A 23407-nucleotide genomic window follows, 5' to 3' on the forward strand; every position below is an offset into this window, starting at 1 on the left:
GCCGCCGCCTCGGCCTCGTCGGCGGCCTGGTCCGCCGTGGTGGCGGCGGCGCGGGCCTCGTCGGCCGCGGCTCCGGCGTCGAGAGAGTCGGCGTAGGCCGTCTTGGCGGCCGCCTTGACCCGGGCCACCTCGGCCTTCTGCTCGGCCTCCCAGGCGTCGTCGCGCATGGCGGCGGCGTGGTCCTTGGCCTTGACCGCCGCGTCCCGCCGGTCCTGGGCGGTGCCCTCGGCCTCCTCGGCCTTCGTCCTGGCGTCGCGCGCCGTCACCGCCTCGGCCTCGGCGGTCTTCCGGTGGCCGGCGGCCTCCGACCGCTTGGTCTGTGCTTTCTCCTTCTCCGCCTTGGCCGTGGCCTCCTCGGCCTCGGCGGCGAGCCGCTTGGCGTGCGCGTCGGCGGCGGCCGCCTTCGCGTCGGACTCGGCGACCAGCGCCTCGGCGAGCTTCGCCTCGGCGGTCTCCTTGTCCTTCTTGGCGTTGTCGCGGTGCAGCTTGGCCGCGTCCGCGGCCGCCTTGGCCTGCAGCTCGGCCCGGTAGGCCGCCTGCTTGCGGAACTCCGCCTTCGACTGGGCCGTCTGGGCGATCGCCCGCTGGGCGATCGTCGCGCTGTCCGCGGCGGCCGCCCGGGTGGCCGCCTCCGCGGTCTCGCCGGCCTTCACCAGCGCCGCAACCGCTGCCGCCGCGCCCTGCGTGACCTGGGCCTTCTGCTGGCCGACCAGCAGGCCGCGACCCCGCGGCGCCCCGTTGGCGTCGGCGATCGCGTACGCCGCCTGCTCGGCGGTGACGCTGGCGTTCTGGGCGGCTGTGGCGGCCGCCGCCCGGCTCTTGAGCGCGGCCAGCTCGGCCGCCGCCCCAGTGCGTGCGAGGGCCAGCCTCTGTGACGCCTTGGTGAACTCCGTCGACGCCGGAACGGTGCCGTTGTGCTCGGAGACCTTGAACAGCACCTTCTGCGTGGCAGCGGTGCTGCAGTCGGCCGCGAGCGCGTCCTGACCGGTCGTGTACGCGGGGAAGTTCAGGCACTTGTTCGCGCCCAGGTTCTGCAGGGTGGTGCCGGCCCGGACGCTGAACTTCCACACCTGCGTGGGCGTGCCGTTGCAGGTGTAGATCTGGATCTTCGTCAGGTTGGTCGCCAGATCGAGGCACTTCTGCGCGTTCACGTTCCGCAGGCTGTAGCCCTCGCCGTACCCCCCGTTGACGACCCACTGCTGGGCGGCCGCGGTGGAGCAGGTGACGACCTCGACAGCCGTGCCGTTCGCGGTGCCGGAGCCCTGTACGCCCAGGCACTTGCCGGTCGCGCCGGGGATCTGGACGGCCATCGGCGAGGTGCCGATCCAGCCGATGCCGCCCGAGGACCAGTAGTCCTGCCAGCGAGTGATGTGGTCGGCGACCCACGCGTGGCCGAGCAGCTTGCCCATCGACTCGGAGGCCGCCGTCAGCGCCTGGACGGCGTTGCTGTTCGCGGTGAGGATGTCGTTGCGCGGGGCGGCCTGCGAGGCGATCTCCTGCTGCCACTCCGCCGCCGCGGTCGCGGTGACCTCGCCCAGGACCTTCTCGGGGTCCATCGGATCACGCCACGCACAGGCGGCGAAGCGGGTCTTGAGGTCCTCCACCGCGATCCGGTACTCGGGGGTGCCGGGCGCCGGCGCCTGGCTCGGGAAGCCGCCCGAGCTCAGGAACATGCGGGCGTTGTCCGCGCCGGTCGGCTCCAGGCTCCAGTCCGTCAGGCGTTCGTAGGCGGACCGCAGGGCGAGCTGCCGGTCCCATCCCGGCAGGGACGGGTCGGGGTCGCCGCCGTACAGCGGCTGCCCCAGAGCCTCGACCGCCGCGACGGTCTCCGCGTCGGCGAGCGGAGTGGCGTCCTCGTAGAAGTCGCTCTCGTCCTTCCAGAACCGGTCGGCGATCCACGGCGTGAGCCCGGTCTGGGTGTGGAAGTCCTCGCCGTCGTCACCGCTCGTCCCGGGCGGCCACTGGAAGTCGGTGACGGAGGCGAAGCCGCCCGGCGTCGTGAGCCCGGTGATCTTCCAGCTGTCGTGGAGCGCGCTGATCCGGGACAGCTCGGCGTTCGCGGCGTCCTTGTCCAACTGGTACGCGGTGGCGAGCGGCGTGTTCTCCCAGTAGTCCCGGTTCGCCAGCTCCCGCAGCCGCTCCGGGCTCTGGTTGAGCGCGTCCTTCGCCGTGGCGGCCATGGCCGGGCCGCCCAGCCGCAGGACGTCGCTCATCAGGCACTGGTCCTGCCGCAACCGCTCGGCGGCAGTGTCCTCGTACCAGTCGTAGTCGTCACCGACGAGTGCGGCGTCCAGCTTGCCGTAGTGGTTGAGGAGTTCGGGGTTGGTGGCCACTCCGGCCAGCACCGATGCCGCTATCAGGGGAATGCCGGCGAGTGCCAGCCGGGACCGGATGGGTCTCCGTCTGGTTGGTCTGGAGAACAAGGCGCGCATCCTCTTCGTGAAGGTGGCGGCAACCGGAAGCCGGCTCGCCCACACGAAACAAGAAGCGCACACGTCCATGGCGTGACCGCGCGTTACCCCCCATGGTGCCGGTCCCGGTCGCCCGATGACCGTGCACCGACGGGCATTGCCATGACCATGCCGGGGTGCAGGAACAAGTTACTGAGGGAGCGTCACGGATGCGACGGGATGACCGCTCACCTCCCGAGAATGGCCGGAAACGGCCGGTTCCGGTTCTCCGGCCGGCACCCGGGCAGCGGCGGCTGCCCGCGACCTGCTCTCCAGGTCGCGGGCATCAGTGGCGTCCGAGCCGGGTCACGCCTCGGGGCCCGGCACCGGATCCGGTCAGAACAGCGCGCGTGCCAGCGCGCGCCGCGCCGCGACCACCCGCGGGTCGTCGCCGCCGACGACCTCGAACATCTCCAGCAGGCGCACCCGCACGGCCTCCCGGTCGTCGCCGGCCGTCCGCCGCACGGTGTCGATGAGCCGCCCGAAGGCGTCCTCGACGTGACCGCCCACCAGGTCCAGGTCGGCGGCCGCGATCTGCGCCGCGGAGTCCGCCGGCTTCTCGGCCGCCTCCCGCCGCACCTTCTGCGGGTCGAGGTTCCGCACCCGCTCCAGCAGCTGCGCCTGGGCGAGGCCCAGCTTGGCCTCCTCGTTGCCCGGGTCGTCGGAGAGGACGTTGCGGTAGGCGCGGATCGCGCCGGCCATGTCCCCGGCGTCCAGCGCGGAGGCCGCAGCCTCCAGCGCGGCGTCGTGCGGGCCCACCGGCTCCGCCGCGGCGGCCGGCCCGCCGCCCGGCTCGGCCTCCGGGTCGACGGTCAGACCGGTGAGGCCGAACCGCTGCTCGCCGACCGCGATCAGCTGGTCGAGGGTCTCGCGGATCTGGGTCTCGGGCGCGGCCCCCTGGAAGAGCGGCAGCGCCTGGCCGGCGACGACCGCGAAGACCGCCGGGATCCCCTGGATCCCGAACTGCTGCATCAGCATCTGGTTGGCGTCGACGTCCACCTTCGCCAGGACGAAACGGCCGTTGTACTCGACGGCCAGCCGCTCCAGCACCGGGCTCAGCTGCTTGCACGGCTGGCACCACTCGGCCCAGAAGTCGAGGACGACGGGCACCTCGGTGGACTTCTGCAGGACGTCGCGCTCGAAGGCGGCCTCGTCGACGTCGTACACCAGGTCGGCGGGAGAGACGGCTCCTCCCCCGCCCCGGCGGGCGGCCTCCGCGCGCGCCTGCTCCGCCTTCGCCTTGGCCTCCTGGGCCGCCTTCACGGCGGCGAGGTCGACGACTCCGCTCATGGACATGTTCCGTGGCTGCATGCGCCTATCCTCCCCCGTCGGCGCGCTCCGGAGGAAACTGCCGGCGAACCGCCGGACAAAAGGCGTCGGGTCCCCACCTGACGCCGGTCGTGGTTGTCGCTCGCCGGGCGGACCCGGTTTCGCTACGCCTCGTAGCGTAACCACGTCCCGCCCGCGCGCCCACCGGCTCCGCCGTGATCTGCCTCACGGCCGTATCGTCGTGTGCCATGCCCCGCCCCACGCCCGCCTCCCCCGCCGGCCGCGCCGGAGCCGGCCGGCCCCGCAACGGCCGTCCCCGCAGCGCCGCGGCCGACGCCGCGATCCTCGCCGCCACCCGCGAGGCGCTGGTCGAGCTCGGCTGGTCCCGGCTCACCCTCGGCGACGTGGCGCTGCGGGCCGGCGTCGCCAAGACCACCCTCTACCGGCGATGGCCGGGCAAGAACGAGCTGGTCGTCGACGCGGTGGCCGAGCTCTTCGACGAACTGGAGCTCCCCGACCGGGGCAGCCTGGCCGCCGACATCGAGGGCGTGGTGCTGCGGTTCGCCGCCATCCTGGCCCGGCCGGAGGCACGCAGCGGGCTGATGGCCGTGGTGGCCGAGTCGACGCTCGACGACTCCCTGCGGGAACGCATCCGCACCTCGATCGTGGAGCGCCAGAAGCGGCTGGTCCGCGAGGGCAAGAGCCGCGCCCAGCGCCGCGGCGAGCTGCCGCCGGACCCCGACCCGGAGGCGGCCGACCGGTCCTTCGACCTGATCTTCGACGTGGTGGCCGGCAGCGTGGTGCACCGCAGCCTGGTGAGCGCCGCACCGGTCGACGCGACCTGGGCGCGCGACTTCACCGCCCTGCTGCTGGCCGGCCTCGGCTCCGCCCCCGCCCGCTGACCGGCCTGCGGGTATCGTCGGCGTCGTGCCGAAGCCGCTCAGCCTTGCCTTCGACCCCATCGCCCGCGCCGACGAACTGTGGAAGCAGCGGTGGGGCAGCGTGCCCTCGATGGCCGCGATCACCTCGATCATGCGTGCCCACCAGATCCTGCTCGCCGAGGTGGACGCCGTCGTCAAGCCGTACGGTCTGACCTTCGCCCGCTACGAGGCGCTGGTGCTGCTCACCTTCTCCAGGAGCGGGGAGCTGCCGATGTCCAAGATCGGCGAGCGGCTGATGGTCCACCCGACCTCGGTGACCAACACGGTCGACCGCCTGGTGCGGTCGGGGCTGATGGCCAAGCGGCCCAACCCCGACGACGGCCGGGGCACCCTGGCCGGCATCACCGACAAGGGCCGCGAGGTGGTCGACGCGGCCACCCGCGACCTGATGGCCATGGATTTCGGCCTGGGCGCCTACGACGCCGAGGAGTGCGGCGAGATCTTCGCCCTCCTGCGTCCCCTGCGGGTGGCGGCGGGCGACTTCGAGGAGTCCTGACCGGGCCGGTCCGGGGCGGGGCCGGGTCAAGATCGCGCAAAGTCCACGGTTACCCTCGTAGGCATGAAGCGAGCCGTGCTGACCCGTTACCGCGCGATGGCCTACATCACGGGTGTGCTGTTGATCCTGCTCTGCGTGGGCGTGGTCGCCAAGTACCTGCTGGAGATCGACGGCGCCGCCGGCTTCACCCAGGTGGTGGGCATCGCGCACGGCTGGCTGTACGTGGTCTACCTGATCTTCGCCTTCGACCTGGGTTCCAAGGCCAGGTGGCCGGTCACCAAGCAGCTCTGGGTGCTCCTGGCCGGCACGATCCCCACCGCCGCGTTCTTCGTCGAGCGGAGGATCGCCAAGGAACTGGAGCCCCGCATCACCGACGGCGCCGCTCCCGCCACCGCCAAGGCCTGACCGCCCGCTCCCCCGCTCCCTTGAGGCCGCGCCGCACCGGCGCGGCCTCTCGCGTCGACATTTACTAGGACGTCCTAGTAACTTGGAGGCATGGACGCTGACGCCATCGAGGAGGGCCGCCGTCGCTGGCAGGCCCGGTACGACTCCGCCCGCAAGCGGGACGCGGATTTCACCACGCTCTCCGGCGATCCCGTGGAGCCGGTCTACGGGCCTCGCCCCGGGGACGTCTACCAGGGGTTCGAGCGGATCGGCTGGCCCGGCGAGTTCCCGTTCACCCGCGGCCTCCACCCCACCGGCTACCGCGGCCGCACCTGGACCATCCGCCAGTTCGCCGGCTTCGGCAACGCCGAGCAGACCAACGAGCGCTACAAGATGATCCTCGCCAACGGCGGCGGGGGCCTGTCGGTGGCGTTCGACATGCCGACCCTGATGGGCCGCGACTCCGACGACCCGCGCTCGCTGGGCGAGGTCGGGCACTGCGGCGTGGCCATCGACTCCGCCGCCGACATGGAGGTGCTGTTCCGGGACATCCCGCTCGGCGACGTCACCACCTCGATGACCATCAGCGGTCCGGCCGTGCCGGTCTTCTGCATGTACCTGGTGGCCGCCGAGCGCCAGGGCGTCGACCCGTCGGTGCTCAACGGCACGCTGCAGACGGACATCTTCAAGGAGTACATCGCGCAGAAGGAGTGGCTCTTCGAGCCCGAGCCCCATCTGCGGCTGATCGGCGACCTGATGGAGTACTGCGCCGAGCGGATCCCGGCCTACAAGCCGCTCTCCGTCTCCGGTTACCACATCCGCGAGGCCGGCTCCACGGCCGCGCAGGAGCTGGCCTACACGCTGGCCGACGGCTTCGGCTACGTCGAGCTGGGCCTCAGCCGGGGCCTGGACGTGGACGTGTTCGCGCCCGGACTCAGCTTCTTCTTCGACGCGCACGTGGACTTCTTCGAGGAGATCGCCAAGTTCCGCGCCGCCCGCCGGATCTGGGCGCGCTGGATGCGGGACGTGTACGGGGCGAAGACCGAGAAGGCGCAGTGGCTGCGGTTCCACACCCAGACCGCCGGCGTCTCGCTCACCGCGCAGCAGCCGTACAACAACGTGGTCCGCACGGCGGTGGAGGCGCTGGCCGCGGTGCTCGGCGGCACCAACTCGCTGCACACCAACGCCCTCGACGAGACGCTGGCCCTGCCCAGCGAGCAGGCGGCGGAGATCGCCCTGCGCACCCAGCAGGTGCTGATGGAGGAGACCGGGGTCGCCAACGTGGCGGACCCGCTGGGCGGCTCCTGGTACGTCGAGCAGCTGACCGACCGCATCGAGGCGGACGCCGAGAAGATCTTCGAGCGGATAAGGGAACGCGGCCTGCGGGCCCACCCGGACGGCGAGCACCCGATCGGCCCGATCACCTCCGGCATCCTGCGCGGCATCGAGGACGGCTGGTTCACCGGGGAGATCGCGGAGGCGGCCTTCCAGTACCAGCGGTCCCTGGAGAAGGGCGACAAGAAGGTCGTGGGCGTCAACACCCACACCGGTTCGGTCACCGGCGACCTGGAGATCCTGCGGGTCAGCCACGAGGTGGAGCGCGAGCAGGTGCGCACGCTGACCGGGCGGCGGGCCGCCCGTGACGGGACGGCCGTGCGGGGCGCGCTGGACGCGATGCTGGCCGCGGCGCGCTCCGGCGCCAACATGATCGGGCCGATGGTCGAGGCGGTCCGCGCCGAGGCCACCCTGGGCGAGATCTGCGACGTCCTCCGCGAGGAGTGGGGCGTCTACACGGAGCCGCCGGGCTTCTGAGCCGGATCCGTGACGAAGGAGGTCCGGCCGTCCCCCTCGGCGAGGGGGACGGCCGGACCTCCTTCGGGTGCCGGGGGCACCGGGTCAGATCATCGTCGGCTTCCCGTCCTTGGCGCCGCCCGTGAGCGGGGTCCGGCTGGTGGTGGTGGCCGCCACCACCGCGGCGGCGGTCGCCACGGCGGAGCCGGCGGGCGGCGTGGGGTCGACGGCCGCGGCGGGGGCGCCGCTCACGAAGGCCGGCCGCGGGGGGCGTTCGTGCTGTCCGGCCTGGTGGCCGTCCGGCAGCTCGCCCCACAGGGTGTGCACGGGAGGGGCCGCGGCGTGCAGCGCGGGGACCGGGTACATCGCGGGCAGCACGGGCTGCAGAGGCTGGACGGGGTGCTGCGCCGGCCGGACGTCCACGGGCGGGACGGACTCCGGCGCGAGGGGCGCCAGGACGGGCACCTCCTCCTTCCCGGACGCCCCGGACGCCCCGGCCGGGACGGCCACGGGCGACGGCGCGGGCACGCCCAGGGGCACGGGGACGGGGACCGGCTCCGGCACGGGGACGGGGACGGGGACCAGCTCCGGCACGGGCAACGGTCCGGGCTCGCGGACCGGCCCGGTCGCCGGCCCGGACGTCCGCCCGGGCTCCGGGGTCCGCCCCGGCGCCTCCGCGTCCACCGCGACCGGCTCCCGCTCCACGCCCGTGCCCGCCCGGACCCGCTCCGGGGCCGGGTCCGCGTCCTGCGCGGACGGCACCGCGGTGACGTCCGCCGCGGTGACCGCCGCGGCGTCCGGCAGCGTGACGGGCACCGCGACCGGCGCTCCGGCCGCCGCCGCGGCCTTGCGGCGGCGGGCCTCGGCGGCCACCGTGTACCGCCAGATCGCCACCGGTGAGAGCGCGATCGCCAGGGCCAGCACCGCCCAGGTCCGCATCGCGGCGTGGGTGTTGCCGAGGACCTGCGAGGCGGTCAGCGAGGCGACGAGCACCACGGCCCAGAACAGGTGGACCCGGAAGGTGAGCAGCCGGTCCGCACTGCTGTCGCCGCCCTTGGGGGTGACCACGAACCGGCACGGGCGGCGCAGCAGGGCCGCGGTGAAGGACTTGAGGTAGATCGGCGCGGAGATGGCCGACATCGCCATCCCGGCGAGGCCGCCGGATCCCTTGGGCTCGTGCGGCGAGACGTTGTGCCGCCGGTTCCAGAGGTAGAGGCCGATCTGCAGGGCGGCGGCGTCGCTGTAGAGCATCAGCCAGACCGACGTGGAGACCGAGGTGCCGGAGGCGCCGAACCACATGAACAGGACGCAGCTGAAGATGCCCAGGAACCAGTTGACCGCGGTCATCGGGTAGTAGCAGACCATCAGCGAGTACTGGAACAGCCGCCCGTAGGGCATGGTGAACGGCGCCTTCCAGAACTGCTTGAAGAGCGTCTCGTAGGTGCCGCGGGACCAGCGCATCTGCTGGGTGAAGAAGTCGGTCCAGGAGGTCGGGCCCTCGCCGACCGCGAGGACGTCGGGGGTGTAGACGGAGCGCCAGTGCCGCCGGGTGAGCGGGTTGCGGGTGCGGTGCAGTTCGAAGCCGGTCGCCATGTCCTCGGTGATGGAGTCGTACAGGCCGCCGATCTGCTTGACGGCGGAGATCCGCACGACGTTGTTGGTGCCGACGAACATGGGCGCCCGGTAGCGGTTGCCGGCGCGCTGGATCAGCGCGTGGAAGAGGTACTGCTGCGACTCGGCGGCCTTGGTCACGGGGTTGGTGTAGTTGCCGTAGACCTGGGGGCCGACCACGAAGGCCACGTCGGGGTCGCGGAAGTAGCCCGTCATCCGCTCCAGGAAGTTGGGGAGCGGGATGTGGTCGGTGTCGACGGAGGCGAAGAAGTCGTACTCGTCGCCGTGGGCGTCGAGCCAGGCGTTGTAGTTGCCGTGCTTGGTCTTCGCCTTGTGCGGTCCCGCGGGGAGGTTCCAGCGGTCGACCCCCTTGCGGGAGAAGTGGCGCACGCCCAGCTCCCGGCAGAGGTCCTTGGCCTCCTGGTCGTCGCCCTCGTCGAGGAGCCAGACGTCGACCCGGCCGTCGTGGGTGATGCGGGTCGCGCCCTCGAGGGTGGCGCGGAGCATCGACAGCGGCTCCTTGCCGGGGACGTAGGTGGTGATGAAGGCGACTCGGGTGCCGGGTTCGGGGGTCACGGGCACGGGGTCGCGGGCGACCATCGTGGCGTGGGCGACGGAGAAGACGTTCACGACCATGAAGAACTCGATCAGGCCGATCCCGGCCAGCATCGCGATGTCGAGGACGGCGAGCCAGGTCTGGCTCTCGTCGCGCTCCACCCAGTGCGTGGGCCACACCAGGTAGACCAGCAGCAGGCCGGTGAGGAGCGGTGCGAGCGCCATCATGGCGACCGCCCTCAGGCGGTGGGGCTCACGCGCCAGCAGCGAGGTGTACCGCACCCGGTAGGGCTGGTCGGCGGGCGGCTCGGTGAGCGGCCCCGCCAGTCGGCTATGGGTGTCGTAGTCGTAGCCCTCCGGCAGCACAGCACCCTCCAATGATCGAATCCGCGCTTCGTCGATCGAAGATCGAAGCCCGGGGCTCGGAGATCGAAGATCGGCGATCAGGACCGGACAAGATGCTATCCACACAAAAGTGGATATTCCGGAAGCTGTCGACTCGGGCGCGTCCGGGCGTGCGTGGCCGCGGAAGGGGGTTCCGGGGAGGCGGAGGGTCGGCGACGGCCCGGGAACCCTGGTGACGGGCGAGGTTCCCGGTGCTTCGGCGTGTCGGTCGGCGTGGCGCGGAAATCCGCTCATTCGGCCGAACGGGATGCCCTCTCCGGCCGAGCGACGGAACGGCGGAGGCGGGCCCGGACGGCGCGCTGCGCGACCGGCCCGAGACCGTCGACCGCGGCGACGAGGTCCGCGAGCTGCTGCAGGGCGTCCAGGGCGCGGCCCGCGCCCTCGCTGTCGGCCCCCTCGTAGAGCTCCAGGCCGACGAAGGAGGCGGCGATCGCGCGGGCCAGCCCTTCGGGGTCGGCGAACTCGCCGAACGGGGTGGCCGACAGCACGCGGCGCAGGACCAGCTCGATCTCGGTGATCCACAGGTCGAGGCCGGCGGCGGTGGCCGGTCCCAGGCGGGCGTGGGTCTGGGCACCGGCCAGCATCTGGCCGATGAGCGCCACATGACCGGCCCGGCGCTCGGTGTCGTGGATCTCCCGGCCGATGGCGAGCAGTCCGGACAGGGAGGTCACCTCGGCGAGCCGCCCCCGGTACCGGGCGACCCGCTCCTCCGCGCCGTGCCGGCAGGCGGCGGCGAGCAGCTCGTCCATCGACCCGAAGTGGTAGAAGACCAGGGCCTGGTTGACGCCCGCCGCGGCGGCCACCGTGCGGGCGGACACCTTGGCGATCCCCTGCCCGGCGAGGGTGCGCAGGGTTCCTTCCAGCAGCCGGGTGCGGGTGTCGGGACCGGCCGCCGGGTCGGACGGGGCCCGTCCCCGTCCGGTCCCGCGCCGGGCGCCGGGGGCGGCGGCCCGGCCGGGACCGCGGCCGGGGTCAGGGTCGCTGCCGGGGCCAGGGTCACTGCCAGGGCCAGGGCCACTGCCGGGGCCAGGGTCGCTGCCGGGGCCAGGGTCGCTGCCCGTGCCGCGCCGGGTGTCCCGCCCGGCGTCCCCGGCGGCGGGACTCACGCCCGGGCCTCCTCTCGTACCGGCCGCAGCCCGGGGCGCACACCCTGGCGGGCGGCGTCGGCGTAGGCGGCGGTGAAGGACCCCTCGTAGCCGAACAGCGGACCGAAGTACCGGTTGACCACGCGGACCCGGATCCGGAAGCGCCCGGTGTCGTCGTCGAACGCCTCCCGCACCTCCGCCTCGCCGCCGATCGGCCCGGGCACCCGGACGTCCACCGGCCCCTCGCGGAAGCGGTGCTCGCCGGAGCGGACGACCAGCTCGCCCCGGTCGCCGACGCCGAGGTGCAGGTCGCTGGCCAGGTGCTGGTGGGTGCCGAGGTAGTCCAGGATCCGGTCTCCCTCCGGCGCGAGGACCATCTGCGCGTCGAAGCGGCGGGGACCCCCGGGCAGGTGGAAGGTGCGCACGAAGGTGACCGTCTCCCGGCCGAAGGAGTCGGCGTAGGGAACGTTCTCGATCACGAACGGCACGTTCCGCCCCTCCCGCGGCACCAGGATGTTGCGGGTGGCGCCGAGGGCCAGGAACGGCCGCACGAAGCCGCGTCCGTGCCAGACGCGGTCCATCACGCCGGTGCCGGTGCATGCCTCACCGCTGTCCAGGCCGACGGAGAAGCGGCGGCGCAGCTCCGGGTGGAGCCGGCCGAAGTCGGCGCCCATCGCCCGGCGGAAGATCGATCCCCGGCTCATGAGGCGGGACCCTCCAGGCCGACGAGGAGGCCCGGCCCGCGGACCCGCAGGGGCGGGGTGCGCAGGCAGCGGCGGGCGGCCGGGGTGCCGGCCAGCGGCGTCTTGATCAGGGCGAGCGTGATGGCGAGCGCGGCCACCAGCGGGAGGGCGAACGCCGCCTCGGGGCCGAGCGGGCCGACGACCGCGGCGATCCGCGGCGGGCCGGCCAGCAGCAGGAAGCAGGAGACGGCGATCACCAGTGAGCGCACCGCCATCTCGGCGATCCAGTTCAGCAGGGCCCGCTCCGGGGTGGTCCCGCGCTCCAGCCAGAGGCGGAGCCGGTCGAACGACCAGGCGGTGGCCCAGCCCACCAGCGGGCGGAACACCAGCCGGTCGAGCAGGGCCCCGGGCCGTCCCCACCGGGGGCGGTAGTCGTAGCCGGTGAGGAAGCGCACCCCGTCGCCGTCGGGGACGTAGCGCCAGTAGCCGCTGCCCTCGGCGAGCGGGGAGAGCGGGTGCGGGCAGGCGAAGCGGAACGCGGAGGTGCGGGTGCCGTCGGGGCGTTCCCGCTCCCCCGCAAAGACGCCGGTGCCGGCCACGGTGAGTCCCGGCAGGACCCGGGTGGCGTACCGGAAGCGGACCGGCGCCCCCTCCGGGCCGGGCAGCGGCGCGATCTCGGTGAAGCGCAGGTCCCAGCGCTGGTGGCAGGCCGGATCCTGGGTGAGCCGCCACAGCTCGTCGAGATCCGCGCCGACCTTGGCCTCCACGTAGATTCCCACCCTGGACCCCCGTCCCCCGTGCGTGGTTGAGCGACCGCTCAAACACTGAGAGTCGAAACGTACACCCGTTTGAGCAGTCGCTCAATACGGCGGGCGACGGGCGTTCCCCGGAGACCTCCGCGGCACGGAAGGAGCCCCGGCCCTCATCGGGCCGGGGCTCCTGGGCGGGCGAAGCCGCCGTGCGGGCGGATCCGCGTCACTCCGCGGCGAGGATCCGCTCCACCGTCTCCACCTTGGAGGTCAGTCCGTCCCGCACCCCGGGCCGGATGTCCGCCTTGAGCACCAGCGAGACCCGCGGGGCGCGCGCCTCCACGGCCGCGACGGCGCGCTTGACCACGTCCATGACCTCGTCCCACTCGCCCTCGACGGAGGTGAACATGGCGTCGGTGCGGTGGGGCAGGCCGGACTCCCGAACCACGCGGACGGCGTCGGCGACGTACTCGCCGACGTCCTCGCCCACGCCGAGCGGGGTCACGGAGAAGGCGACGATCATGCGGTGGCCGCTCCCTTCATCTCCTTGCGGGCCCGGGCGGCGATCACCGCGTCCTCGGTCTCCCGCTTCAGCCGCCGTTCGGCGTAGAACCCGCCGAAGGGCAGCACGCCGAGCACGAAGTACAGCGCCCCGATCTTCAGCGACCACTTGGCCCGGTACCACGCGTCCGCCCAGAAGAGGACGTACAGGATCCACAGCACGGCGTGGATCGCGCCCAGCGCCGGCACGGCGTTGAACTCGGTGGTGCGCTTGAGCACCGAGCACACCAGCAGCAGCAGGAACGACACGGCCTCGGGCGCCGACACCAGGCGGAGGCGGCGGAGGGCGGCAGCGGTCTTGAGATCCACGGGTCACCTTCGGTCGGAGGAACGTCACACTTTGTGAAAACACGCACAAGCGGGCCGAGCCCATTGTGGCATCCCCCGGACGGCTCAACGGGCGGGGGTCGCGCGGGGTTCCCCTCCGTCCCCCGAGGTGATTTTCAGGGCCATTCATCCCCCTCGGCCCCTGTCCACGGGCCCTGCCCGCGGATACGGTCGCACCGTGGCGATGTTCCGACTCCAGGGGAGCAAGGTGCTCGCCGTCGAGATGACCGGGGACTCCGTACGGGCCAAGAACGGGTCGATGGTCGCCTACGACGGGGAGATGGCCTTCAAGAAGCTCAGCGGCGGGGGCGAGGGCCTGCGCGGCATGGTCACCCGGCGCCTGACCGGCGAGCAGATGACGCTGATGGAGGTGAAGGGGCGGGGGACCTGCTGGTTCGCCGACCGCGCGTCCGAGATCAACCTGGTCGCCCTGCGGGGCGACAGGCTCCACGTGGAGGCGAGCAACCTGCTGGCCGCCGACGCCGGACTGCGCACCGGCACCACCTTCACCGGCCTGCGCGGCGCCTCCCAGGGCAACGGGCTGTTCACCACCACCGTCGAGGGCCACGGACAGGCCGCCCTGCTCTCCGACGGACCGGCCGTGGTGCTGCGGGTCTCCCCGCAGTACCCGCTCTCCGTGGACCCGGGCGCGTACGTCGCCCACCAGGGCGACCTGCGGCAGTCGCTGCAGTCGGGCGTGACCTTCCGGACGTTCCTCGGCGAGGGCGGCGGCGAGGCCTTCCAGATGCGGTTCGAGGGGGACGGCCTGGTGTACGTGCAGCCGAGCGAACGCAACACGGTCGCGGGGGACGTCTGATGCCGTTCCGTGAGGTCAACGCGAAGATGGTCGAGGCGGCCGTCCGTCCCGGGCAGACCATGTTCAGCCAGCGCGGCGCCATGCTCGCCTACCGCGGCGAGGTCTCCTTCACGCCCAACGTCCAGGGCGGGCAGGGCGGCCTGATGTCGATGATCGGCCGCCGGGTCGCCGACGAGGCGACCCCGCTGATGACGGTCGAGGGCGACGGCACGGTCCTCTTCGGCCACGGCGGCCACCACGTCCACGTCGTGGGGCTCACCGGCGAGACCCTGTACGTCGAGGCGGACCGGCTGCTCGCCTTCGACGGCACGCTCCGCCAGGGCACCATGTTCATGGGCGCCCAGGGCGGCGTGATGGGCATGGTCCGCGGCCAGGCCACCGGCCAGGGCCTGTTCACCACCACCCTCCAGGGCCACGGCTCGGCCGCGGTGATGGCCCACGGCGGGGTGTTCGAGCTCCAGGTGACCCCGCAGCGCCCGGTCCACGTCGATCCGCAGGCCTACGTGGCCCACCGCGGCGACCTGCGCAACAGGCTGTCCACCGCGCTCGGCTGGCGGGACATGGTCGGCCGCGGCTCCGGGGAGGCCTTCCAGCTCGAGCTCAGCGGCAGCGGCACGGTGTACGTCCAGGCCTCGGAGGAAAAGCTGTGACCGTCCAGGTCCTCGACCCCGCCACCCTTCCGGCGGACGACAACGTCAACCCGTACACCTTCTGCGTGGAGCTCAAGGGCTCCCAGTGGTTCCTGCAGAAGGGGAAGATGATCGCCTACTACGGGCGGATCGAGTTCAACGGCATCGGCCACGGGGCGCTGGAGCGCCTGGTGCGCACCAGCTTCCACTCCCCGCTGCACGCGGGCGACTGGGTGGTGGCGCAGGGCTCGGGCAAGATGCTGCTGGCCGACCGGGCCTTCGACGTGAACTCCTTCGACCTCGAGGACGGCAACCTCACCATCCGGGCCGGCAACCTGCTCGCCTACCAGCCGAGCCTGGCGCTCAAGCAGTCGATCGTGCCCGGCTTCCTGACGCTGATCGGCACCGGCAAGTTCGTCGCCGCCTCCAACGGGCCGGTGGTCTTCATGGAGCCGCCGCTGCGGGTGGACCCGCAGGCGCTGGTCGGCTGGGCGGACTGCCCGTCCCCCTGCCACCACTACGACCACGGGTACGTCCGGGGCGTGATAGGAGGGCTGCGGACGCTGACCGGGATCGGCGGCACCAGCGGCGAGGAGCACCAGTTCGAGTTCGTCGGCGCCGGCACGGTGCTGCTGCAGTCCAGCGAGGCGCTGATGCCGGAGCAGGCGACGGGGGCGGTGCCGCACGAGCCAGGTGTACCGGGCGGCGGTTCCGGGCACGCGTCCGGTGGGCACGGGCCCCTCGGGCCCGGCATGCCGCGCATGCCGGGGCAGCTGGGGGACCTCCAGCGACGGTTCGGACTGTGATCCGTCCCGCGTTTCCCCCTGGTGGGCCCACCCGGTAGTCCGGATTTCAACATCTTAGGTAGACTTGCGCGCATGGAGAGCGAGACGGACACGAGGTGGCTGACGGCCGAGGAGCAGTGCGCCTGGCGCACCCATCTTGAGGTCAACAGGCTGTTGACGCATCAGCTGGAGCGCGACCTCCAGCCGTTCGGCCTGACCATGAACGACTACGAGATCCTGGTGAACCTCTCCGAGGCGGAGGAGCGCCGGCTGCGGATGAGCGACCTGGCGGCGGCGACGCTGCAGTCCAAGAGCCGACTGTCGCACCAGATCACGCGGATGGAGAACGCCGGGCTGGTGCGGCGGGAGAACTGCGAGTCCGACCGGCGGGGACTGTTCGCCGTCCTGACCGACCAGGGCCTGGAGACCATGCGCAAGGTCGCCCCGCACCACGTCGCCTCGGTCCGCCGCCACTTCCTCGGGCTGCTCCCCCCGGAGGCCCTCCACTCCCTCTCGGCGGCCCTCACCCCCATCGCCGACCACCTCCGCGCCCACCGCGCCCGGCCGTAGCGCCGCCGCGCGCCCGCGTCCCGGCCCCGGCCGCGCCCCCACGGGGCGCCCCGCCGGGCGGAGCCAGGAGAACGCCCCACCGCCCGCGAGGGGCGGTGGGGCGTGACGCGGCGCGCGGGGTCAGCCCTGGGTGAGGCCGGCGACCAGTTCGTCGGCGGCGCGGTAGGGGTCGAGCTCGCCGGCGACGATGCGCTCGGCGAGGGCGCCGAGGCGCCGGTCCCCGTGGAGGTCCCCGATCCGCTCCCGGAGCGCGGTGACCGCGATCGTCTCCACCTCCCGCTCCGCCCGCGCGAGCCTGCGCTCCGCCAGCACCCCGCGCTCCTCCATCCACGCCCGGTGCTTCTCCAGCGCCTCGACGACCTCGTCGACCCCCTCGCCCCGCGCGGCGACCGTCTTGACGATCGGCGGCCGCCAGTCGCCCGGCTCACGCGCCTCGCCGAGGCCCAGCATGTGGTTCAGCTCCCGCGCCGTGGCGTCCGCCCCGTCCCGGTCCGCCTTGTTGACCACGTAGACGTCGCCGATCTCCAGGATTCCGGCCTTGGCCGCCTGGATCCCGTCGCCCATGCCCGGCGCCAGCAGCACCATCGACGTGTCGGCCTGCGAGGCGATCTCCACCTCGGACTGCCCGACGCCCACCGTCTCCACCAGGACCACGTCGCACCCGGCCGCGTCCAGCACCCGGATCGCCTGCGGCGCCGCCCAGGCCAGGCCGCCCAGGTGTCCCCGGGTGGCCATGGACCGGATGTACACGCCGGGGTCGGAGGCGTGCTCCGACATCCGCACCCGGTCCCCCAGCAGCGCGCCGCCGGAGAACGGGGAGGACGGGTCGACCGCGAGCACGCCGACCCGCTTCCCCTGCTTCCGGTACGCCGTCACCAGCGCCGAGGTGGACGTCGACTTGCCCACGCCCGGCGATCCCGTCAGTCCGACCACGTAGGCGCCGCCGGTCAGCGGCGCCAGCGCGGCCATCACCTCCCGCAGCTGCGGCGACGCCCCTTCCACCAGGGAGATCAGCCGGGCCACGGCCCGCGGCCGGCCCTCCCGCGCCTGGGCGACCAGCGAGGCGACGTCCTGCATCCAACAGCTCCGTTCAGCAGAGGGGAAAGGGGACCGACGGGTCGGGGAACCGTCTTCCGGCCGAGGTCAGGCCTTGGGCACGCGCAGGATCAGCGCGTCGCCCTGACCACCGCCGCCGCACAGCGCCGCCGCGCCGACACCGCCGCCGCGCCGCTTGAGCTCCAGCGCCAAGTGCAGCACGAGCCGGGCGCCGGACATGCCGATCGGGTGACCCAGCGCGATCGCGCCGCCGTTGACGTTCACCTTTTCCGAGGAAACCCCGAGGTCCTTCATTGACTGCACGGCGACCGCCGCGAAGGCCTCGTTGATCTCGATGAGGTCCAGGTCGGAGACCTCCAGCCCGTCCTTCTTCAGGGCGTGCGCGATGGCGTTGGCCGGCTGCGACTGGAGGGAGTTGTCCGGACCGGCCACGTTGCCGTGCGCGCCGATCTCGGCGATCCACTCCAGGCCCAGCTCCTCCGCCTTGGCCCTGCTCATCACCACGACGGCGGCGGCGCCGTCGGAGATCTGGGAGGAGGAACCCGCCGTGATGGTGCCCTCCCTGGAGAAGGCCGGGCGCAGCTTGCCCAGCGACTCCGCGGTGGTCTCCGGCCGGATGCCCTCGTCCTTGCTGAAGACGACGGGCTCGCCCTTGCGCTGCGGGATCTCCACGGGGGTGATCTCGGCCTCGAAGACGCCGTTCTTCTGCGCGGCGGCGGCCCGCTGGTGCGAGAGGGCGGCGATCTCGTCCTGCTCGGCGCGGCCGATGCCCAGGCGGGCGTTGTGCTTCTCGGTCGACTCGCCCATCGCGATGTTCTCGAAGGCGTCGGTGAGGCCGTCGTAGGCCATCGCGTCGAGCATCTGCACCGCGCCGTACTTGAAGCCCTCGCGGGACTTCGGCAGCAGGTGCGGCGCGTTGGTCATCGACTCCTGGCCGCCGGCCACGACGATGTCGAACTCGCCGGCGCGGATCAGCTGGTCGGCCAGCGCGATCGCGTCGAGGCCGGAGAGGCAGACCTTGTTGATGGTGAGCGCGGGCACGTTCATCGGAATGCCCGCCTTGACGGCGGCCTGGCGCGCAGGGATCTGGCCCGCACCGGCCTGAAGCACCTGCCCCATGATCACGTACTGGACCTGGTCGCCCCCGATCCCCGCACGGTCGAGGGCGGCCTTGATGGCGATGCCGCCGAGATCGGCACCGGAGAAGTTCTTCAGCGAGCCCAGCAGTCGCCCCATGGGCGTGCGTGCGCCCGCGACGATCACCGTGCTGTTCGTTCCGACCGCGTTGTTCTTGACCGACATGGAATGGCGTCCCTTCCGGCCTTCCAGCCGTGGACTTGACGAGGGTTTCTCCGAATGTACTGAGCGGTTCTCGGGGCGTCACCGGGCCATCGGTGTGATCGCGCGCACGTTGCGTAACCGCCCCGTGCACGCTGCACTGGTCCGCATGCTGACGCGCATCGACCACATCGGAATCGCCTGCTTCGACCTGGACCGGACCGTCGAGTTCTACCGGTCCACCTACGGCTTCGAGGTCTTCCACTCCGAGATCAACGAGGAGCAGGGAGTCCGCGAGGCCATGCTCAAGATCAACGATACGTCGGACGGCGGCGCCTCCTACCTCCAGCTCCTCGAACCCACCCGGGAGGACTCCACCGTCGCCAAGTGGCTCGCCAAGAACGGCGAGGGCGTCCACCACATCGCCTTCGGCACCGCCGACGTCGACGCGGACGCCGCCGACATCAAGGACAAGGGCGTCCGGGTCCTCTACGAGGAGCCGCGACGGGGTTCGATGGGGTCCCGGATCACCTTCCTGCACCCCAAGGACTGCCACGGAGTGCTGACAGAACTGGTCACTTCCGCACCCTCCGAGTCCACGGACCACTGACCTCCCCCGAAAGGGGCCGGTAGGGTGGGGGCGGTCGTCTCTCCTGCGGGTCTCCTGCGGGTCTCCTTCGGGTCTCCTTCGGAGTGACGGCCGCGGGCCGGGGTCCGGGTATCGGGGGGCGCGCGGGCAGGCAGCAGCCCTTGCCCAGCGAGTCCGACACCAATCCCCGGGGGCCCCGTCCGACCGACTGGACGGAGCTCGTTGACACGCTTGCGACCAGGGGACGGATGGGACCGCGCTGTGCGGGGCTACGAAAGCCAGGAGCGGGAACCGGCGGATGACGTCGACCACCTGACTCGGTTCGAGGCCGAGATGAAGCGGCTGAGGACCGAGCGGGAGAAGGCGATCCAGCACGCCGAGGACCTCGGCTACCAGGTCGAGGTGCTGCGCGCCAAGCTCCACGAGGCGCGCCGCACCCTCATGTTCCGGCCCCCCTTCGAGGGCGGTGACATCGGCTACCACGCCGAACAGCTGCTGCGTAACGCCCAGATGCAGGCCGACCAGCTCCGCCAGGACGCCGAGCGCGAGCTGAGCCAGGTCCGCGCCCAGACCCAGCGGATCCTCCAGGAGCACGCCGAGCAGGCCGCCCGCCTCCAGGCCGAGCTGCACACCGAGGCCGTCACCCGGCGCCAGCAGCTCGACCAGGAACTCGCCGAGCGCCGCGCCACCGTCGAGTCGCACGTCAACGAGAACGTCGCCTGGGCCGAGCAGTTGCGCTCCCGCACCGAGCAGCAGGCCCGCCGGCTGCTCGAGGAGTCCCGCGCCGAGGCCGAGCAGGCCATGGCCGCCGCCCGCGCCGAGGCCGAGCGGCTGGTCACCGAGGCCCGCCAGCGGCTCTCCGGCGAGGCGGAGGCGGCCCGCACCGAGGCCGACCAGATCCTGCGCCGCGCCCGCGCCGACGCCGAGCGCCTGCTGAACGCCGCCTCCGCGCAGGCCCAGGAGGCCACCGAGCACGCCGAGCGGCTGCGCACCACCACCGTCGCCGAGTCCGACACCGCCCGCCGTCAGGCCACCGAGCTGAGCCGCGCCGCCGAGCAGCGGATGGCGGAGGCCGAGGAGGCCCTGCGCACCGCCCGCGCCGAGGCCGACAAGGTCGTCGCGGAGGCCAAGGAGGCCGCCGCCAAGGCCATCGCCGGCGCCGAGGCCGCGCAGGAACAGCGCGTCCGCACGGCCAAGGAGCAGGTCGCCCGGCTGGTCGGCGAGGCCACCGAGGAGGCCGAGACCACCAAGGCCGAGGCCGAGCAGATCGTCGCGGCCGCCCGCGCCGAGGCGGAGAAGATCGTCGCCGAGGCCGCCGAGAAGGCCCGCGCGGTCACCGCCGAGGAGAGCGCCACCCAGCTCGCGCAGGCCGCACGGACCGCCGAGGAGGTCCTCACCAAGGCCTCCGAGGACGCGCGGAAGACCACCAGGGCGGCCGCCGACGAGGCCGAGCGGATCCGTGCCGAGGCCGAGGCGGAGGCCGACCGGCTGCGCGCCGAGGCGCACGAGATCGCCGAGCAGCTCAAGGGCAGCGCCAAGGACGACACCGAGGAGTACCGGGCCCGCACGGTCGAGCTGCAGGAGGAGGCGCGCCGGCTGCGCGGCGAGGCCGAGCAGCTGCGGTCGGACGCGGTCGCCGAGGGCGAGCGGATCCGGCAGGAGGCCCGCAAGGAGGCCGTCCAGCAGATCGAGGAGGCCGCCAAGTCGGCCGAGGAACTGCTGACCAAGGCCAAGGCGGACGCCGACGACATGCGGCAGACCGCCACCGCCGACAGCGAGAAGGTCCGCACCGAGGCCCTCACCCGCGCCACCACCCTGCGCCGCCAGGCCGACGAGGCGCTGGAGCGTGCCCGCGCCGAGGCCGACCGGCTCAAGGCGGAGGCCGCCGAGCGCGCCGAGGAGGTGCGGTCCGAGGCCGAGGAGGCCGCCCGCGTCCTGCGCGAGGAGGCCGAGGCCGCCGCCGAGGCACGCAAGGCCGAGGCCGCCGGGGAACTGGCCCGGCTGCGCACCGAGGCCGAGGAGCGGCACGCGGCCGCCGAGGAGGCGCTGACCCAGGCCCGCGCCGAGGCGGAGCGGCTGCGCCGGGAGACCACCGAGGAGACCGAGCGGCTGCGCGCCGAGGCCGCCGAGCGGATCGCCTCGCTGCGCGCCCAGGCCGAGGAGGAGTCGGAGCGGCTGCGCACCGAGGCCGCCTCCGACGCCGCCGCCTCCCGCGCCGAGGGCGAGTCGGTCGCCGTGCGGCTGCGGTCGGAGGCCGCCGCCGAGGCGGAGCGGCTGAAGACCGACGCCCAGGAGACCGCCGACCGGCTCCGCGGGGAGGCCAGGACGGCGGCCGAACGCATCGGGACCGAGGCCGCCGAGACCCTGGCCGCCGCGCAGGAGGAGGCCGCCCGCCGCCGCCGCGAGGCGGAGGAACTGCTGGGCGCCGCCCGCGAGGAGGCCGGCCAGGAGCGCGAGCGGGCCCGCGAGCAGAGCGAGGAACTGCTCGCCTCGGCCCGCAAGCGCGTCGAGGAGGCGCAGGCCGAGGCGCTGCGCCTGGTCGAGGACGCCGAGCGCCGGGCCGGCGAGATGGTGTCGGCCGCCGAGCAGCACGCCCAGCAGGTGCGCGAGTCCGTGGCCGGGCTGCACGAGCAGGCCCAGGAGGAGATCCAGGGCCTGCGCACCGCCGCCGAGGTGGCGGCCGACCGCGCCCGCAAGGAGGCCGAGGAGGAGGCGGACCGGGTCCGCGCCGACGCCTACGCCGAGCGCGAGCGGGCCGCGGAGGACGCCGGCCGGATCCTGGGCGCCGCCCGCGAGGAGTCGGAGGCCGCCAGGTCGCTCGCCGAGCGGACGGTCGCCGAGGCCGCGGCCGAGGCGGAGCGGCTGCGCACCGAGGCCGAGGAGAAGGCCCGCCGGGCCCGCGAGGAGGCCGCGGAGACGACCGCGGAGGCCGAGCGGACGGCGGCCCGCACGCGCGCCGACGCCCGTACGGACGCCAACCGCATCCGCAGCGACGCCGCCACCCAGGCGGACACCCTGATCGGCGAGGCCCGCGGCGAGGCCGAGCGGCTGACCGCCGAGACCGCCGCGGAGAGCGAACGCCTGCTGACCGAGGCCACCGCCGAGAGCGAACGCCTCCGGACCGAAGCCACCGCCGAGAGCGAACGCCTCCGGACCGAAGCCGCCACCGAGAGCGAACGCCTCCGGACCGAAGCCACCGCCGAGAGCGAACGCCTGCTGACCGAAGCCGCCACCGAGAGCGAACGCCTCCGGACCGAGGCCGCCGAGGAGAGCAAGCGCCTCCGGACCGAGGCCGCCGCCGAGAGCGAGCGGCTGCGGTCCGAGGCCGCCGAGGAGAGCGAGCGGCTGCGCGCCGACGCCTCGCGGACGGTGGCCACGGCGCAGGAGCACGCCGAGCGGACCCGCGAGGAGGCGCGGCGGCTGCGCGAGGAGGCCCTGGCGGAGGCCGAGCGGCTCACCGCCGCCGCCCGCGAGGAGGCCGAGCGCACCCTGGACGAGGCGCGCCAGGAGGCCAACAAGCGGCGTTCGGAGGCGGCCGAGCAGGTCGACACGCTGATCTCCGAGACGGCCGCCGAGGCCGACAAGCTGCTCGCCGACGCGCAGCAGCAGGCCCTGAAGGCGACCGCGGACGCGGAGGCGCAGGCCGACACCATGGTCGGCGCGGCCCGCAAGGAGGCCGAGCGCCTGGTCGCCGAGGCGACCGTCGAGGGCAACTCCCTGGTGGAGAAGGCCCGCAGGGACGCCGACGAACTGCTGGTCGGCACCCGCCGGGACGCGACGTCGATCCGCGAGCGGGCCGAGGAGCTGCGCGACCGGATCACGGCCGAGGTGGAGGAGCTGCACGAGCGGGCCCGCCGTGAGGCCGCCGAGACCATGAAGTCCGCCGGCGAGCGCTGCGACGCGCTGGTCAAGGCCGCCGAGGAGCAACTGGCCACGGCGGAGGCCAAGGCCAAGGAGGTCCTGGCGGAGGCGAACTCCGAGGCCGGCAAGGTCCGGATCGCCGCCGTGAAGAAGGCCGAGGAGCTGCTCAAGGGGGCCGAGCAGAAGAAGGCCTCGCTGGTCGCCGAGGCGGAGAAGATCAAGGCGGAGGCCGTCGCCGAGGCCGAGCGGACCGTCGAGGAGGGCAAGCGGGAGCTCGAGGTCCTGGTGCGCCGCCGCGAGGACATCAACGCCGAGATCTCCCGTGTCCAGGACGTGCTGGAGGCGTTGGAGTCTTTCGAGGCTCCGAGCCCGGCGAAGGACACCGGCGTCAAGGCGGGAGCCTCGGCGGGGAACACCCGATCAGGTGGCAAGTCGTCCGACAACTGACCGGAGGGTGAATTTCGGTGTCCTTGGGACGACCCCACCGTTGCAACCCGGACCAGAGCCGGCCGTTT

19 protein-coding genes and 1 pseudogene are annotated in these 23407 nt (G+C 73.3%); 10 read left to right on the top strand and 10 right to left on the bottom strand.

The genetic code is table 11. The features are described from left to right. The coding region (locus tag A2U95_RS32470; protein ID WP_420856967.1) for an RICIN domain-containing protein at positions 1 to 2432 on the bottom strand (2432 nt) is incomplete at its 3' end. Positions 2433 to 2786: 354 nt separating this feature from the next. Beyond that, entirely contained in the window at positions 2787 to 3761 is a 975-nt protein-coding gene (locus tag A2U95_RS05800) for a tetratricopeptide repeat protein (RefSeq protein WP_166021144.1), read from the bottom strand. 206 nt (positions 3762 to 3967) lie between these two features. Here A2U95_RS05800 and A2U95_RS05805 point away from each other — a divergent pair, with 206 nt between their 5' ends. The 4 genes from A2U95_RS05805 to A2U95_RS05820 all read left to right on the top strand — a co-directional run bounded on the left by A2U95_RS05805 (position 3968) and on the right by A2U95_RS05820 (position 7352). Further along, on the top strand, positions 3968 to 4621 hold the full coding sequence (locus tag A2U95_RS05805; protein WP_166021145.1) for a TetR/AcrR family transcriptional regulator: 654 nt from the start codon (positions 3968 to 3970) through the stop codon (positions 4619 to 4621). Positions 4622 to 4646: 25 nt separating this feature from the next. Continuing rightward, on the top strand, positions 4647 to 5156 hold the full coding sequence (locus A2U95_RS05810; protein ID WP_166021146.1) for a MarR family winged helix-turn-helix transcriptional regulator: 510 nt from the start codon (positions 4647 to 4649) through the stop codon (positions 5154 to 5156). Positions 5157 to 5219: 63 nt separating this feature from the next. Beyond that, the gene (locus tag A2U95_RS05815) at positions 5220 to 5561 is read left to right on the top strand and encodes a DUF3817 domain-containing protein (protein ID WP_166021147.1); all 342 of its coding nucleotides are present in this window, start codon (positions 5220 to 5222) and stop codon (positions 5559 to 5561) included. Positions 5562 to 5651: 90 nt separating this feature from the next. Continuing rightward, a complete protein-coding gene (locus A2U95_RS05820; RefSeq protein ID WP_166021148.1) occupies positions 5652 to 7352 on the top strand; it encodes a coenzyme B12-dependent isobutyryl-CoA mutase large subunit in 1701 nt (566 codons plus the stop codon). A gap of 723 nt (positions 7353 to 8075) precedes the next feature. On the opposite strand, the pseudogene A2U95_RS05825 reads toward A2U95_RS05820, so the two are convergent. The 6 genes and pseudogenes from A2U95_RS05825 to A2U95_RS05850 form a co-directional block, all read right to left on the bottom strand. Then, positions 8076 to 9863 (bottom strand): annotated as a pseudogene (locus tag A2U95_RS05825) (glycosyltransferase family 2 protein); the annotation flags it as partial. 269 nt (positions 9864 to 10132) lie between these two features. Continuing rightward, on the bottom strand, positions 10133 to 10768 hold the full coding sequence (locus A2U95_RS05830; protein ID WP_166024854.1) for a TetR/AcrR family transcriptional regulator: 636 nt from the start codon (positions 10766 to 10768) through the stop codon (positions 10133 to 10135). A gap of 236 nt (positions 10769 to 11004) precedes the next feature. Further along, positions 11005 to 11691: a DUF4166 domain-containing protein gene (locus A2U95_RS05835; protein WP_166021149.1), complete on the bottom strand. Its 687-nt coding sequence runs from the start codon at positions 11689 to 11691 to the stop codon at positions 11005 to 11007. Further along, positions 11688 to 12449, bottom strand: a complete 762-nt coding sequence (locus A2U95_RS05840) for a hypothetical protein (RefSeq protein ID WP_166021150.1) — start codon at positions 12447 to 12449, stop codon at positions 11688 to 11690. The genes A2U95_RS05835 and A2U95_RS05840 overlap by 4 nt, the downstream gene beginning before the upstream one ends. Before the next feature lie 196 nt (positions 12450 to 12645). After that, positions 12646 to 12942: an MTH1187 family thiamine-binding protein gene (locus tag A2U95_RS05845; RefSeq protein ID WP_166021151.1), complete on the bottom strand. Its 297-nt coding sequence runs from the start codon at positions 12940 to 12942 to the stop codon at positions 12646 to 12648. Further along, positions 12939 to 13289 (bottom strand): DUF3817 domain-containing protein, encoded by a 351-nt coding sequence (locus A2U95_RS05850; RefSeq protein ID WP_166021152.1) that lies wholly within the window; start codon positions 13287 to 13289, stop codon positions 12939 to 12941. Before A2U95_RS05850 ends, A2U95_RS05845 begins: the two co-directional genes overlap by 4 nt. A gap of 202 nt (positions 13290 to 13491) precedes the next feature. Between A2U95_RS05850 and A2U95_RS05855 the strand changes: the two genes are divergently transcribed. The 4 genes from A2U95_RS05855 (at position 13492) to A2U95_RS05870 (ending at position 16108) form a co-directional block, all read left to right on the top strand. Further along, on the top strand, positions 13492 to 14124 hold the full coding sequence (locus A2U95_RS05855) for an AIM24 family protein (RefSeq protein WP_166024856.1): 633 nt from the start codon (positions 13492 to 13494) through the stop codon (positions 14122 to 14124). Continuing rightward, the gene (locus tag A2U95_RS05860; protein ID WP_166021153.1) at positions 14124 to 14774 is read left to right on the top strand and encodes an AIM24 family protein; all 651 of its coding nucleotides are present in this window, start codon (positions 14124 to 14126) and stop codon (positions 14772 to 14774) included. Before A2U95_RS05855 ends, A2U95_RS05860 begins: the two co-directional genes overlap by 1 nt. Beyond that, complete coding sequence (locus A2U95_RS05865) at positions 14771 to 15559, top strand: AIM24 family protein (protein ID WP_166021154.1); 789 nt, start codon at positions 14771 to 14773, stop codon at positions 15557 to 15559. Before A2U95_RS05860 ends, A2U95_RS05865 begins: the two co-directional genes overlap by 4 nt. A gap of 72 nt (positions 15560 to 15631) precedes the next feature. Further along, complete coding sequence (locus A2U95_RS05870; RefSeq protein ID WP_166021155.1) at positions 15632 to 16108, top strand: MarR family winged helix-turn-helix transcriptional regulator; 477 nt, start codon at positions 15632 to 15634, stop codon at positions 16106 to 16108. A 120-nt stretch (positions 16109 to 16228) separates the two neighbouring features. On the opposite strand, the gene meaB is transcribed toward A2U95_RS05870, so the two are convergent. Beyond that, complete coding sequence (gene meaB / locus A2U95_RS05875; RefSeq protein WP_166021156.1) at positions 16229 to 17185, bottom strand: methylmalonyl Co-A mutase-associated GTPase MeaB; 957 nt, start codon at positions 17183 to 17185, stop codon at positions 16229 to 16231. 66 nt (positions 17186 to 17251) lie between these two features. After that, positions 17252 to 18466 carry an acetyl-CoA C-acetyltransferase gene (locus A2U95_RS05880; protein WP_166021157.1) on the bottom strand — a complete coding sequence of 405 codons (1215 nt, stop codon included), beginning with the start codon at positions 18464 to 18466 and terminating at the stop codon, positions 17252 to 17254. Between the two features lie 145 nt (positions 18467 to 18611). Between A2U95_RS05880 and mce the strand changes: the two genes are divergently transcribed. Next, positions 18612 to 19052, top strand: a complete 441-nt coding sequence (mce, locus tag A2U95_RS05885) for a methylmalonyl-CoA epimerase (protein ID WP_166021158.1) — start codon at positions 18612 to 18614, stop codon at positions 19050 to 19052. Between the two features lie 240 nt (positions 19053 to 19292). Continuing rightward, complete coding sequence (gene scy, locus A2U95_RS05890) at positions 19293 to 23339, top strand: polarized growth protein Scy (RefSeq protein ID WP_166021159.1); 4047 nt, start codon at positions 19293 to 19295, stop codon at positions 23337 to 23339. Positions 23340 to 23407: the final 68 nt, after the last annotated feature.

Origin of the sequence: Streptomyces chilikensis, from assembly GCF_001642695.1 — a bacterium.
In the GTDB taxonomy this organism is placed as follows: Bacteria; Actinomycetota; Actinomycetes; order Streptomycetales; family Streptomycetaceae; genus Streptomyces; species Streptomyces chilikensis.